13 protein-coding genes are annotated in these 12,662 nt (G+C 60.9%); 11 read left to right on the forward strand and 2 right to left on the reverse strand.

What is annotated here, in order from left to right; genetic code table 11:
* Positions 1-69: 69 nt before the first annotated feature.
* The 4 genes from ABZS45_RS07555 to ABZS45_RS07570 all read left to right on the forward strand — a co-directional run bounded on the left by ABZS45_RS07555 (position 70) and on the right by ABZS45_RS07570 (position 3,206).
* Complete coding sequence (locus ABZS45_RS07555) at positions 70-1,344, forward strand: hypothetical protein (protein WP_412099303.1); 1,275 nt, start codon at positions 70-72, stop codon at positions 1,342-1,344.
* Positions 1,345-1,375: 31 nt separating this feature from the next.
* Positions 1,376-1,948: a hypothetical protein gene (locus ABZS45_RS07560; protein WP_412099304.1), complete on the forward strand. Its 573-nt coding sequence runs from the start codon at positions 1,376-1,378 to the stop codon at positions 1,946-1,948.
* Between the two features lie 3 nt (positions 1,949-1,951).
* Complete coding sequence (locus tag ABZS45_RS07565) at positions 1,952-2,533, forward strand: hypothetical protein (RefSeq protein WP_284847365.1); 582 nt, start codon at positions 1,952-1,954, stop codon at positions 2,531-2,533.
* 325 nt (positions 2,534-2,858) lie between these two features.
* Complete coding sequence (locus ABZS45_RS07570) at positions 2,859-3,206, forward strand: DUF2200 domain-containing protein (protein ID WP_412099305.1); 348 nt, start codon at positions 2,859-2,861, stop codon at positions 3,204-3,206.
* Between the two features lie 34 nt (positions 3,207-3,240).
* Here ABZS45_RS07570 and ABZS45_RS07575 read toward each other — a convergent pair whose 3' ends face one another.
* Entirely contained in the window at positions 3,241-3,522 is a 282-nt protein-coding gene (locus ABZS45_RS07575; RefSeq protein WP_236659317.1) for a hypothetical protein, read from the reverse strand.
* Between the two features lie 12 nt (positions 3,523-3,534).
* Positions 3,535-4,149: a hypothetical protein gene (locus ABZS45_RS07580; RefSeq protein WP_412099306.1), complete on the reverse strand. Its 615-nt coding sequence runs from the start codon at positions 4,147-4,149 to the stop codon at positions 3,535-3,537.
* A 274-nt stretch (positions 4,150-4,423) separates the two neighbouring features.
* Between ABZS45_RS07580 and ABZS45_RS07585 the strand changes: the two genes are divergently transcribed.
* From ABZS45_RS07585 to ABZS45_RS07615, 7 genes are all read left to right on the forward strand, one after another.
* Complete coding sequence (locus ABZS45_RS07585) at positions 4,424-5,539, forward strand: DUF2891 family protein (protein ID WP_412101155.1); 1,116 nt, start codon at positions 4,424-4,426, stop codon at positions 5,537-5,539.
* Between the two features lie 88 nt (positions 5,540-5,627).
* Positions 5,628-6,611, forward strand: a complete 984-nt coding sequence (locus ABZS45_RS07590; protein WP_412099307.1) for a hypothetical protein — start codon at positions 5,628-5,630, stop codon at positions 6,609-6,611.
* 296 nt (positions 6,612-6,907) lie between these two features.
* Positions 6,908-7,684 (forward strand): hypothetical protein, encoded by a 777-nt coding sequence (locus ABZS45_RS07595; RefSeq protein WP_412099308.1) that lies wholly within the window; start codon positions 6,908-6,910, stop codon positions 7,682-7,684.
* 311 nt (positions 7,685-7,995) lie between these two features.
* Entirely contained in the window at positions 7,996-8,331 is a 336-nt protein-coding gene (locus ABZS45_RS07600) for a hypothetical protein (RefSeq protein ID WP_216380986.1), read from the forward strand.
* A gap of 209 nt (positions 8,332-8,540) precedes the next feature.
* Positions 8,541-9,302: a 5-oxoprolinase subunit PxpA gene (locus tag ABZS45_RS07605; RefSeq protein WP_412099309.1), complete on the forward strand. Its 762-nt coding sequence runs from the start codon at positions 8,541-8,543 to the stop codon at positions 9,300-9,302.
* Positions 9,302-10,849 (forward strand): 5-oxoprolinase/urea amidolyase family protein, encoded by a 1,548-nt coding sequence (locus ABZS45_RS07610; protein ID WP_412099310.1) that lies wholly within the window; start codon positions 9,302-9,304, stop codon positions 10,847-10,849. The genes ABZS45_RS07605 and ABZS45_RS07610 overlap by 1 nt, the downstream gene beginning before the upstream one ends.
* A 24-nt stretch (positions 10,850-10,873) precedes the next feature.
* Positions 10,874-12,655, forward strand: a complete 1,782-nt coding sequence (locus tag ABZS45_RS07615) for an acetyl/propionyl/methylcrotonyl-CoA carboxylase subunit alpha (protein WP_412099311.1) — start codon at positions 10,874-10,876, stop codon at positions 12,653-12,655.
* Positions 12,656-12,662 lie beyond the last annotated feature (7 nt).

Here is a 12,662-nt window from a genome sequence, read left to right on the forward strand (position 1 = left end):
CTCCTAAGATGTACCCAGATTTTATGAATCTTTCTTTACTCTTTAACAAAATATAAGGACGGTACACAGGTGCTCATTAAGGGACTGCGTGCGCTTGCACCGCTGGCGGCAGCCGCGGCCTTCATTACCCCTGCTGCACAGGCGGCCGACATCCCGCCCATGCCACAGGCCTATCCCATTACCAACCTCTACAAAAGCTGCAGTGCGTCCGGCGAAAGCATCACCACCCCGGAGTGGCACTTCGCAGAGACTGGCCGCCGCTACTTAAGCGATGGCACCCTGCAGTTCAAGAACACCACCGATCAGGACGTGCCCTATACCGCCTCCATTGAGACCGGCACCAACCACAAGATCGAGGCCAACTCCAAGGCCGCAATGCCTTCTGGCTGGGATACCACCGCTAAGTCCGATATCGGGCTGAAGCTGTCCAACGGCTGGCATGACAAGGAAACCTTCGGCCCCATCACCTTGAAGCCGGGCGAGTCCTTCCGCGTGGAGTACGGCGTGGTGGAGAAGGACTTCATCTCCATGTTCGTCGGCTGCAACGACGACCGCCTGGAAAACCTCCCCGGCGCCAACGTCATCCGCGGCAAGGGCCCGGCTGAGCGCTATGCCTTTGCCTACATCATCAAGGCCGATGGTTCGATTTCGGACTTGGCCATGGAGATTCCTTCCCGCTCCCCGGGCGCGAACTCCAAGCCCGTTGAGGGCAACTACACCTCCGTGTCCGGCCCGAGCTTGGAAAAGATTGCGGACCCGAAGAAGGACGAAATCATGCAGCCCTCTGAAGAGCTGCAGCGCGATCCGTCCTGGCCCAAGGAAGGTGAAACCTGCAAGAGCGGCGATAAGTCCTGGTACCCGCTGGACATCACCGCTGTGAAACCAACCTTCCGCAAACCGGGTTACTCCACGGACTTCCTTAACTGGTCCAAGGGTGACTATGAGTACGCGCCGGTGACCGACTTCGTCGTTGGCGCGGAGCACGCGCCGTACACCAACTGGCGCGGCAACCGCGGCGATATCCCGAAGGGCTGGCTGGAGTCTGTCGGTGCGGTCAAGCGCGCCTACATGCCGGTGGGAACCGAACTCGAGCACATCGACTTGGCTCCCGGTGAGCGCGTGCGCGTGGAGTACGGCACCACTATGACTCGCATCGACTACCGCGAGTTGCACTGTGGCAAGGACGGAAAGTACAGCTTGACCTCCAATTACAAGCAGACCACCGCGCCGAGTGGATTTTGGGCGGAGGCCACCATCACGGGCAAGGACGGTTCCACCCGCACCGAGGACGTGACCCCGGACGAGTACCGCAACCTTCCTGTTCCGACCCAGACCATCTACTAATCCCCCATTTGCTTCCCAAGGAGAAATCACCATGTTCAAGACCAAGATTGCTTCCACCACCGCTGCCGTTGCCATCGCCTGCGGCCTGATCACTGCCCCAGCCGCCAACGCTCTCCCGGCACGTGACCTGGGCCCGGCTAACCCGACTACCATCGGCGAGCAGTGCTCTAACCCGGGTGATACCGGCCAGACCGTCAACATCAAGCGCACCTACTTCGATGGCTCCGCCGGTTCCTGGACCATCTCCAACTACAACGACGAGCCGCTGCCGGTAACCCGCTCCATTACGGAGACCAAGACCAAGACCTGGAACGTCTCTGCCGGCGTTGACTTCAAGCTGCTGGATCTGATCAACTTCACCTTCTCCTCCAGCTACACCGACTCCCAATCCTACGAGGTGGGCGAGCAGGTTGGCCCGTACAAGATTGCTCCGGGTAAGACCGCTGTGCTGCGCGCCGGCTGGGTCGTCTCCGACTTTGAGGGTCAGAAGACCATCTGCGGTTCCGACCACACCTGGCAGGCCAACGGCGGCACCTTCACCGCTACCCTGCCGAAGGAGCGCCACATTGAGGTCTCCACGCGCGACAACAACGATTGGGGCTAAGGCGTGCTAAAGAAGTCCATCGCGAGCACCTGTGCCGCACTCAGCCTGCTGGTGGCTGCTCCTGTAGCCCACGCTGCCGACTTCGGCGGGGACTTCGAGTTACCTCAGCGCTGGAATGATGATTTCCAGCCGGGCACGCACTGCTCGACGCCCGGTGAGAACGGCACCTACGTCACTGCCAAGCGCCGCTGGTTCAAGCAGACGGACGCCACCAGCGTGGCCAACCGCAACGCTGAGCCGGTGCCGGTCAGCCACACTGTGACGCAGGCCCGCACCCAGACCATCGAGGTCTCGGGCTCCATCAAGGGCGAGGGCGAGCTGGCCAAGGTGCTCACCCAGACTTACGGTTTCCACTACGTCAGCGAGCAGCACTGGAAGCTCAACCAGAAGGTGGGGCCGTACACGCTGCCGGCCAACTCCCAGGGCAAGCTGGTGTGGGGCTTTACCATGCTCGACACCGACGGCCAGGACGTGCGCTGCAACGCCGACCAGGAATGGGAGGCCGTGGGCAAGCCCTACTCCGCCACCGTTCCGGAAGCGCGCTACTCCGAGCTACAGCTGGGCGATGCCCCCGTCTGGAACTAACCCAGCTATCTCACCCACCCAGACTTTACAAAAGAGGGCACCTTCACACCGCTTCGCAGCGGCCGAGGGTGCCCTCTTTTTGGCGTTTCACAGCATGATCAAACGGCAGCGGGAGCATTGCAGAACGGCAATGGGAACCTTGCAGAATGGCAACAAAGTCTTTGCAGAACGGCAGCGGGAGCATTGCGGAACCACAACAGCGCAGGCGATTCCTACCAATAGGTGACAACCACTGGGCGATGCTAATCTCGTCGCTCTGGCACGGCTAACCCGCGACGCCGAACGGCCTCCACGCATTTCGAGGACCACGAATATACTGCGCCACATGCCTCATCGAATCTTTTCCGTGCCCTTCGCCGACATCTATCCGCACTACGTCAACAAAGTGGAGCGCAAAGGCAGGACTGTCAGCGAGCTCCACGAAGTCATCACCTGGCTTACCGGCTACTCGGTTGAAGGACTGGGGAGGGTCCGGGAGCAAAAGAGCACCCTCGAGGAGTTCTTCGAGCAGGCCCCTCAACTGAACCCGTCTCGCCACCTCATCACTGGCAGCATCTGCGGACACCGTGTCCAGGACATCGAGGACCCACTGATGCAGAATATTCGGTACCTGGACAAGCTCGTTGACGAGCTAGCCAAAGGAAAGGCCATGGAGAAAATCCTTCGCGGCTAGTATTCGCCAACTGCGCTATTCAAAGCTTCAAGCTTTAAGCCACAAAGGGGTACGGTGGCGCGGTCTTCTCGCGGAAGAAGTAGCGCGCGTGCGTATGGCGGACGGATTCTAAATTCTTAGCGCCAATCGCCACAATCTCGACATCAGGATCCTTATTTACTTGATCCAGTCTATGACGAGCGCGGGTTCCCTCGATGAGGGATTCGTACTCAGTTACTTCCAGTGCACCTGTCGGTCGATGGTATTTAATCAAATAGGCTGGCATCGATTTATTCTCCCTCCACGTCACGTTGAACTCGGCGTTCTTCGAATTCATGGATTAATTTATCTAGCATCTTATACATGCTACGTCGCAATTGACGTGCTTCTCTTTGCGTTGTATCAGCAGGTTGGTTGCCTTCGAAAGGCTCAGTAAGAATATCGACGAGCTTTCCACCCTGTTTACGACTTCGGACAGTTCATGCAAAGCGCGGGTCTCAATCTCAAATTCTGCCGGAATTTTTCCGCCGAATTCGAGGTATCGGATTTCTCTCCCATACAAGTCTCCTGCCATTTCATAAAGGTTTGCCCACTGCGACTGAAGCGCCGTTCGTAACTGAATTTCTGCACGCCCGGCCTCAGACATCACATGTAGGTGCACCGCGCGATAGCCCGAGTGCGGTTCCTCGCGCATGTCCCGGAGCTCTACCTTCCTCGCCCCAGCCTTCATAAGATCTCGAGAAAGAAGCTCCGCCAGTATCGATTGTTCCTTTAGAGTCACGTCGAGATCCAGCCGTACTCCAGAGACGTCTTGGATATTCTCCAAAGGAAAGCTCGGCATTCGACTCAACTTCTCCCTCAACGTGTCTCGTGTTTTTACACGAGAACCCAGGAAGTATGTATCTGAATCTGGCTCCACAATCGAGTCTGAACTCAGCGTCAACCGATTATCAAGTTGTGCCATGGTCTGACCTGCTTTTTGAATTATCGCATCACACAGGGCTGATTGCTGGTCCAAGAACAGACCAAACCGTTCCTCATCAACCGCTTCTCCATTCCGTAACGCACTTCCTATTCGATGTACTTGTCTCTTACTAAACGTCGTCGGCTTGTGTTCCAAGAACCTCAAGGTTCCCCCTTCTTCGATAATGGCAACCCCCAAGACGAAGTGTTGCCTGTAGCTCCAGACACCCTTGCTAGACCGCGTGCGTGCGGACGTGCATTCCCCCACCTCTTGGATGCCTGCTCTAAAGAATACGAGGGCGACCGGACATCAACACCACAATGTCGCTCATGCGTTCGATGGTCAATTTCAAACGCACACCCCAGAAGTCAAGAGAAGACACACCCCACCTTCAGCTTTGCCATACTTAACGCATGACTTCGCTAGAAACTTGTGCCAGCGACTGGGCGGAAACAATTGCGGCCGCACTCGAGCGCGAATTCCCCGCCGCGATGCACCACACAAGCGCTTCCACAGAAGACTGCGACGTGCGCCCCGCAAGCTGCACCCCAGTTTCTACGGTTGTTTCAACTGGCACTCCAGCGTCCACATGCAGTACTCAGGCACGCTACTAAACGAGATTCTCGGTCCCGAGTCTCCCAAAGAACTTTCTGCGCTTCTCGACGATCGCCTCAGCACAGAAGCCCTCACCACGGAATACAACTACCTCCTTGCCCACCCCGGATATGAAATACCCTATGGGCGCGCCTGGCTGCTGCAGCTAGCCGTCATCCGGCCCAGCGAAGCGATGGACAAGCTCGTAGAGCTCACCGCACAGCACTGCCGCGACTGGCTCGACTCACTCAACCAACCGGTGCGACACGGTATGCATTCCAATACAGCCTTCAATCTTTTCCTCATTCTCGAGGCCGCGGAGAAACTCGGGCTGGAATCGCTGGCAAGCTCGGTGCGCGAGGCTGCTGCCCGCCTTTTTGGCGACGACCACAACTACTCGCTCGAATGGGAGCTGTCTGGGCACGATTTCCTGTCCAACGGGCTATCGGAAGCGCTGCTCATGTCGCGCGTGCTGCCAGACTTCCCACACTGGTTCGACGGCTTTCTTCCCCACCGCGCCAAAGCTTTGGACTTTCTTACACAAATCCCTGAGGTGCTCGACCCAACCGATGGCCGCCTATCCCACCTCTACGGCTTGGCACTGACCAGGGCATGGATGCTGGTTGAGCTCGCCGAGCATTTCGACGCTTCCGTCCTGTCACGCGCTCACACACTCGCGGTCAGTGCGCACCCGCAGCTTGTCGACGGCCACTTCATGTCCACCCACTGGCTCATCACCTACGCACTTCGTTTTCAGCTCGCAGTTGAGGGAAGGCCCGTGAGTGAGCTTCGGTAGCAAGTAAATCCCGACGAGTACCTACGGAATGGTTACTGAGCCAGTAGTACTGTAATTTTCTAATCATCATTCTTCTCAGGAGCTCACTATGGATTCTCGCCACTCGGCGCAGCGCGATAGCTACCGCCTGCCAGAAGAAGGGATCCGTATTGATCTACGAGCTGAGCGCGCACGCCGCCGCAGCTCCGCCCAGGATCACAAGGGCACTACTCCCGAGCGCCCTTCCTACCGCCCGCGACGCCGCCCCAGCCAAGAACGGTTAGCTTCTTCCTCTTCGACCGCTACCCCTTCACGACGATCCGCTTCCCCACCGGCACCTGCCCAACAAACGCCAACACGAACAGCGCCGACGAGAAAGCAAGGAACTTCACCACGGCGCCACGCAGCGCGCCATCGCCAGCCTGTCAGCCGTCGCGGGATGGGGGTCCTCCTGATTCTGGCGTTGGTTATCGTCGGTATTGTCGCCGCGCTCAAGTTCAATAAGGAGCCAGAAACACCCGCGCCGCAACCCGCCGACGTAGTCACGGAACCCGCCGCAGTCATCGAACCCTCCCCAGCGGTGGAGATATACATCCCGACAATTGATGTGCGCGCAGAGTTTGAAGAAGGCTCCTGCCGAGTCAAAGACAACAAGATCAATCCGGACTCGATGAATAAAGCTTGTACCTACACCGCGGAGGATAAGCCGTATTCACTCCCCGGTACGGATGCGCAGGACGTCGTAGTGGTCGCCGGACATACCGGAGCGGGAGTACCAGCGGTGTTCAATAACCTCTATGACGGTAGCGCCAACGAGCACAAAGCCTCTGTGGGCGACAAGTTGTACCTGCGCACGCAGAACTCCGGCGAGCAATGGTTGGTATACACAGCAACAGATCTGCACGATCCGTCGAAGGACGGCCTTGAGCAGGATGAAAGCATCTGGGGCACCGATGCCCAGCCCGGTCGCCTTCTCACCATCAGCTGCATCCAGCCGGCCAACCCTTTGGCTGCTGCGGTGCGCAATGCCGTGGTGGGATGGCAGTTTGAGGGCGTAACCGAATCTCCCGACCCCGCCGCAGAACAGCGCTAAGCCCGGTGCAGCATCCCCCGTTCAGGGGGATTTCCACCACAACACCCAGATATCGAACATTTTCGCAGCTCAATAGACTTCACAGTTCTTATTCTTGCAGGTTAACGCGCCTTGCAGCGTCGCGGTTGAAGGCCTCAACCCACCGAACATGTCACCCGTCTGGCACGAAAAGCATCCGCCATGTTACGGGGCAACATTTCGAAACCCTTGTGACTAATGTGAAAGTTGTGGCTATTGTGGTTCACGTCGGGTTGAATCCCTCTCACATACCTCACAAACCCCGCAAGGAGAAGCTTATGAAGCGCATCAACCGCACCCTGACCGCAGCCGTTCTGGCTGGTTCCCTCGCACTGGGCGGCACCGCAGTCGCCTCTGCCCAGATCCCGGCTCCGGCTGAGCTCACGGTCGATGGCGTCACCTACCAGAAGCAGGCCGACGGCAGCTACAAGAGCACCAACGATCTCGGCGGTGCCACCACCCTGACCGCCGAGCAGGCGCAGTTCGCTTGGGAGAATTCGCCAGAGTACCAAGAGCTCCTAAAGGAAACGTCGAACGAAGGTGAAAACCCAGCCGAGGGTGAAGCCCCAGAAGGTAACGAAGAGGGCTCCACCGACGGCGAAGGCTCCGCCAACGACGGCGAAGGTTCCACCAACGAGGGTGAAGGCTCCACCAACGAGGATCCCTCTTCCAGCGAGTCTGACTTCGACAAGAAGCAGCTGGCCTGGCTGGCTCTGCCGGCTGCCCTCGTCATCGGTGGTGTGACCTGGTACCTGGCCAAGGATGGCAAGACCTACGTGAAGTCCCAGGAGGCTGCACAGAAGGACGCTCCGACCGCTGAGGAGAAGGCCGCTTCCGAGCAGATGCTGCAGGAGAACAAGGACGAGGTCATCGCCCAGGGCGGCCAGCTTGCTGACAGCACTGCTGCTCAGACTCCGGCACAGGCTCCGGCGCAGTCCCGCGGTATCTCCGCTGAGACCGGCTCCAACACCGTTGCCCGCGCCCTCGCTGCACTGGCGTTCGCAGCCATGATCGCTGCTGGTGCTGCCGTTGCTCGCCGCAAGCTCGTCTTCTAAGGAGACCTCTAGGCCGCAGGCCAACTAACAACTCGCTCCGCGTTCCCCAGCCCTCTCATCCAGTGGGCGAAGGAGCGCGGTTTCGCGCGTTTTACTCCACATAACTCCCCCGCCAACACTGCTCACCACCGCAACGCAACCTGGAATATTCGTAGGAGTTTGCATAGAGCACGTCAAAAAATCATCCAGACCATTGACCTAGCTCACATGCCTATGGTTAATATGTAGTGAGTCGAAACTAGCTAACGGTGGCAACATCGGCTGACATCGACTATCCAAGAACACGTATATCTATTCCCAGGAGAAGAAACATGAAGCGCATCTCCCGTAACCTGACCGCCGCAGCACTGGCCGGCGCCCTGACCCTCACCGGCCTCACCGCCGCCAACGCAGAGGAGCCCAACACCCAGACCGGCTCTTCCATCACCTCCAACGAAGGCAAGGGCGACCAAGGCAGCAGCAACGAGGGTGACCAGGGCAGCAGCGACAAGGATGGATCCTCCGCTGACCTCAAGGGCAAGCTGTCCTCTGAGGATGGCAAGCCGACCGACCTCGGCATCGCCGCCATCGTCCTCGGCGTTGTTGGTGCATTGGCAGCAATCGGCCCGGCCGCCGCACAGGCACTGGGCATCAAGCTCCCGTTCTAATTCAAGGCTTCTACACCTAAGCTTTTGAAGGCGCCACACTATCGGCGCCAGATAGCAGCACCCCCATCACGTTCGCGATGGGGGTGCTTTCACTTCCCACAACGGCAAAGATGAGGGACACACTTCACAAAGTGACGTGATGCGGGCTACACTAGTCACCCATAGATTGTTCAACAATTCGGGAACTATAGAAGAGGTGTCCTCCTGCTATGAGCGCGCTGCACATAGACCTCAACGCTGACCTCGGCGAGACTACCGCCGGCAACCCCGTGGCCGATGACGCCGCGATGCTCCAGCTCGTCTCCTCCGCCAACGTCGCCACCGGCTTCCACGCCGGCGATCCGCACTCCATCGCGGGAACGCTGAAGGCGGCCGCAGAAGCAGGAGTTACCGTCGGCGCGCACGTTGGTTATAACGACCCAGCAGCATTCGGCCGTCGCTTCATCGATTACGCCCCTGCGGAGCTTGCCGACGAAGTCACCTACCAAATCGGTGCCCTCCAAGCCTTGTCCCAGGCCAACGGGACACAGGTGGCCTACGTGAAGCCGCACGGCGCGATGTACAACACCATCGTCCACCACGAGGCCCAGGCCCACGCGGTTATCGACGGCATCAAGGCCTTCGGAGATCTGCCCGTCATGCTGCTGCCCGGCGGCGTCGCCGTCGACATCGCCGAGAAGAAGGGACTCACCGTCATCCGCGAGGCCTTCGCTGACCGCAACTACAACCCCGATGGCACGCTTGTCTCTCGACGAGAGGCGAATGCGGTGATGGGTGATGAGGGGGACGTCGTCAAGCGCGTCCTCGAAGTCGCCGAAACCGGATCCATTACCGCCATCGATGGCTCCGTGCTCAACGTGGATGCCCAGTCGGTGTGCACGCACGGTGATTCGCCCGGTGCGGTAGAACTGCTGCGCGGCGTCGTGAAGGAACTGCAGGCGCGCGGAATTGAGATTCGGAGCGCCATCTGATGCAGATTCACCCCGTAGGAACACGCGCGCTGCTCATCGAGCTGGAGGACTTGTCCCAGGTCATGGCGTGGCACGCGGCGCTCGACGCTAATCCGCTCAAGGACCAAGTCGATGCAATCGCCGCCGCCACCACCTTGCTGCTGACCTTTGCCACGCCGAATTCCGCCGCCGCAGCCGCTGAGAAGCTGCAGGACTTCCACCCCACCGCGCAGGCGGGCGAGGATCCGCGCTTTGTGGAGATCGACGTTCTCTATGACGGCGAGGACCTCGAGGAGGCCGCCGAATTGATGGGCATGTCGCGCGAGGGCCTCATTGACTGGCATACCTCCACCGAGTGGCTCGCTGCTTTTGGCGGTTTCGCCCCCGGCTTTACGTACTGCACCCCGGCTGACCCGGCACAGAACTTCGACATCGAGCGCCGCGCCACCCCGCGCACCGCGGTGCCGGCCGGTGCCGTCGGAATCGCCGGCGGTTTCTCCGCGGTCTACCCCAGGGTCTCCCCCGGCGGCTGGCAGCTGCTGGGCACCACGTCGACCCCGATGTGGGAATCTGACGCCCACCCGCCGGCACTGGTCCAGCCCGGTGACCGCGTGCGCTACCGTGCGGTGAGTTCACTGCCCGACGTGGTCTCTACCACGCCTTTTGGTCGCCGTACCCCCGCGCGCTTGCCGCGCTTGGAAGTCCTCGATGCCGGCCTGCTCACCCTCTTTCAGGATCAGGGCCGCCCCGGCCGCGGCAACTTGGGCGTCACTCCTTCGGGCGCAGCAGACTTGGCGGCGGCTGCGACGGCCAACGTCGCGGTGGGCAACCCCCGCGGTGCCACCGTGCTGGAGAATATCGGTGGCATTCGCCTGCGCGCGCTGACCGACGCCGTCGTGTGCGTCACCGGCGCCCAATCCCGCGTGCTTCTCGACGATATGCCGGTACACCTCGCACGCCCGGTGCTCGTCACCGCTGGTTCGACGGTGACCGTGGATCCCGCGACGGTGGGCCTGCGCAGCTACATTGCTATCCGCGGTGGCATCGTGGCGGATGCGGAGCTGGGGTCGGCCTCCACTGACGTGCTTTCTGGGCTGGGACCTGCACCGGTGCGACTGGGCGATGTCATTGGTGTCCTCCCCCGCTCCACCGCGATGACCGATGCGCAGCTGAGCAACCCGATGCGCGTTCGCGAAGGCGCGCACGGACAGACCGAGGGTGTGCTGCGCTGCGTGCTCGGACCGCGCGATGACTGGTTTACTCCCGAAAGCCTGGAGGCATTCTTGGCTACGGAGTGGACCGTTACTGCACAGTCCAACCGCGTGGGCGTGCGTCTGGTCGGCCCGGAGGGATCCGTGTCTTTGGGCCGCGCCCGCGAGGGCGAGCTGCCCTCGGAGGGCATGGTCGCAGGCTCCGTCCAGGTCCCACCGAGCGGTGAGCCCGTGATTTTCCTCCGCGATCACGCCGTGACCGGCGGCTACCCGGTCATCGCCACCGTCCTTGAAGAAGATATTGATATCGCCGCACAGCTCCCGCCGGGGGCGACGGTCCGCTTTGAACTCGCTTAAACACTAGTAAAGGAACACCCACCCATGATCTCTGCAGTCCTTATTGCTAACCGCGGCGAGATCGCCGTCCGTATTGCCCGCACCGCGCGTGACCTGGGCATCCGCTCCATCGCCATTTACTCCGAAGCCGATGCCGGCGCCCTGCACACCCAGGTGGCTGATGAAGCCTATGCCCTGCCCGGCAACTCCGCAGCGGATACCTACATGAACATCCCGGCGCTGCTCGATATCGCCGTGCGCGCCGGCGCCGACGCCATCCACCCCGGCTACGGTTTCCTCTCGGAGAATGCGGACTTCGCCCGCACCGTGGCGGAGGCCGGCCTGACGTGGATTGGTCCCTCGCCGGAATCCATCGAGCTGCTCGGTGACAAAATTGCCGCGCGCCGCGTGGCCGAAGAGGTCGGTGCCCCGCTGGCACCGGGTACCTCAGACCCCATTGATGATTGGCAGGAGGCCCGCGCCTTCGCTGAGGAACACGGCCTGCCTATCGCGATTAAGGCTGCCTACGGCGGCGGTGGACGCGGCCTCAAGGTGGTGGAGAACCTCGAGGACATCGAGGCGGCCTTCAACTCCGCCGGCCGCGAAGCCAAGGAGGCCTTCGGGCGCGCGGAGTGCTACGTGGAGAAATTCCTGACTCACCCGCGCCACGTGGAGGCGCAGATTCTGGCCGATACGCACGGCAACGTCGCCGTGCTGGGCACCCGCGATTGCTCCACGCAGCGCCGCTTCCAGAAACTCATCGAGGAGGCCCCGGCGCCTGCGCTTAGCGACGAACAGCGCACCGGCATCCACGAAGGTGCCCGCGCCATCTGCGCGAAGGTCGGCTACACCGGTGCTGGCACCGTCGAGTACATCGTCTCCGAGGATGGCACGATCTCCTTCCTCGAGGTCAACACCCGCGTGCAGGTGGAGCACCCGGTGACCGAAATGGTTACGGGCGTGGACATCATCGCCGAGCAGTTCCGCATTGCCTCCGGCGAACCCCTCTCCTTCGTGTCCGCTTCTTCGTCCTCGTCTTCGTACGATGCGTCAGCATCGGACCCTGTGTCGAACGGCCACGCCTTCGAGTTCCGCATCAACGCCGAGGACATCCTCAACGGCTTCGCTCCCTGCCCGGGCACCGTCGTGCGTTTTGAGCCGCCAACGGGCCCTGGCATCCGCGTTGATTCAGGCGTGCGCTCCGGTTCCATCGTGCCGCCCTACTATGACTCGCTCGTGGCCAAGCTCCTGGTGTGGGGGCCGACCCGCGAGATCGCGCTGAAGCGCGCGCAGCAGGCCCTCCAGGAATTCGATATCGACGGTGTTCGCACCGTGCTGCCCTTCCACCGCGATATGGTCTCCTCCCAGGTCCTCGTGGACCATGGCGACGCCGATGCCGCGGCCGGCATCTACACCGACTGGCTCGACCATAACTACCGTCCCTCCGCGGAGGCCACGAGCGCCACCGTTCCGGTGGAGGCTATCTACGCGCAGCGAACCCGCGTGGCGCTGGAAATCGACGGCAAGCTGGTCAGCGTGGGCTTCCCCACGGAGATGTTGTCGCAGGGGCCGGTGAAGGGGGCGTCGGCAAGCGCGGCGTCTGGGGCCAGCGGCAGCGGCAACGAAGTGACCTGCCCCTACGAGGCCAACCTCGTGGCATGGAATGTAGAAGACGGCGAGGCCGTCGAGGAAGGCCAGGCCATCGCCACGATCGAGGCCATGAAGATGGAATCCGCGGTCAAGGCTCCGGCCGCGGGCAAGCTAAGCCGTGTGGCAAAGGAAGGCTCGAGGTTGGAACCGGGCGCGGTAATCGCCACGATTTCTTAAGCGGCGG

The organism is Corynebacterium aurimucosum, from assembly GCF_046895345.1.
Classification (GTDB): domain Bacteria; phylum Actinomycetota; class Actinomycetes; order Mycobacteriales; family Mycobacteriaceae; genus Corynebacterium; species Corynebacterium aurimucosum_G.

What these genes read in the sequence shown, in the direction of transcription:
- ABZS45_RS07560 (WP_412099304.1), top strand. Translation starts at nt 1,376, where the DNA reads ATGTTCAAGACCAAGATTGCTTCCACCACCGCTGCCGTTGCCATCGCC.
- ABZS45_RS07570 (WP_412099305.1), top strand. Translation starts at nt 2,859, where the DNA reads ATGCCTCATCGAATCTTTTCCGTGCCCTTCGCCGACATCTATCCGCAC.
- ABZS45_RS07575 (WP_236659317.1), bottom strand. Translation starts at nt 3,522, where the DNA reads ATGAATTCGAAGAACGCCGAGTTCAACGTGACGTGGAGGGAGAATAAA.
- ABZS45_RS07580 (WP_412099306.1), bottom strand. Translation starts at nt 4,149, where the DNA reads ATGGCACAACTTGATAATCGGTTGACGCTGAGTTCAGACTCGATTGTG.
- ABZS45_RS07585 (WP_412101155.1), top strand. Translation starts at nt 4,424, where the DNA reads ATGCCTGCTCTAAAGAATACGAGGGCGACCGGACATCAACACCACAAT.
- ABZS45_RS07590 (WP_412099307.1), top strand. Translation starts at nt 5,628, where the DNA reads ATGGATTCTCGCCACTCGGCGCAGCGCGATAGCTACCGCCTGCCAGAA.
- ABZS45_RS07595 (WP_412099308.1), top strand. Translation starts at nt 6,908, where the DNA reads ATGAAGCGCATCAACCGCACCCTGACCGCAGCCGTTCTGGCTGGTTCC.
- ABZS45_RS07600 (WP_216380986.1), top strand. Translation starts at nt 7,996, where the DNA reads ATGAAGCGCATCTCCCGTAACCTGACCGCCGCAGCACTGGCCGGCGCC.
- ABZS45_RS07605 (WP_412099309.1), top strand. Translation starts at nt 8,541, where the DNA reads ATGAGCGCGCTGCACATAGACCTCAACGCTGACCTCGGCGAGACTACC.
- ABZS45_RS07610 (WP_412099310.1), top strand. Translation starts at nt 9,302, where the DNA reads ATGCAGATTCACCCCGTAGGAACACGCGCGCTGCTCATCGAGCTGGAG.
- ABZS45_RS07615 (WP_412099311.1), top strand. Translation starts at nt 10,874, where the DNA reads ATGATCTCTGCAGTCCTTATTGCTAACCGCGGCGAGATCGCCGTCCGT.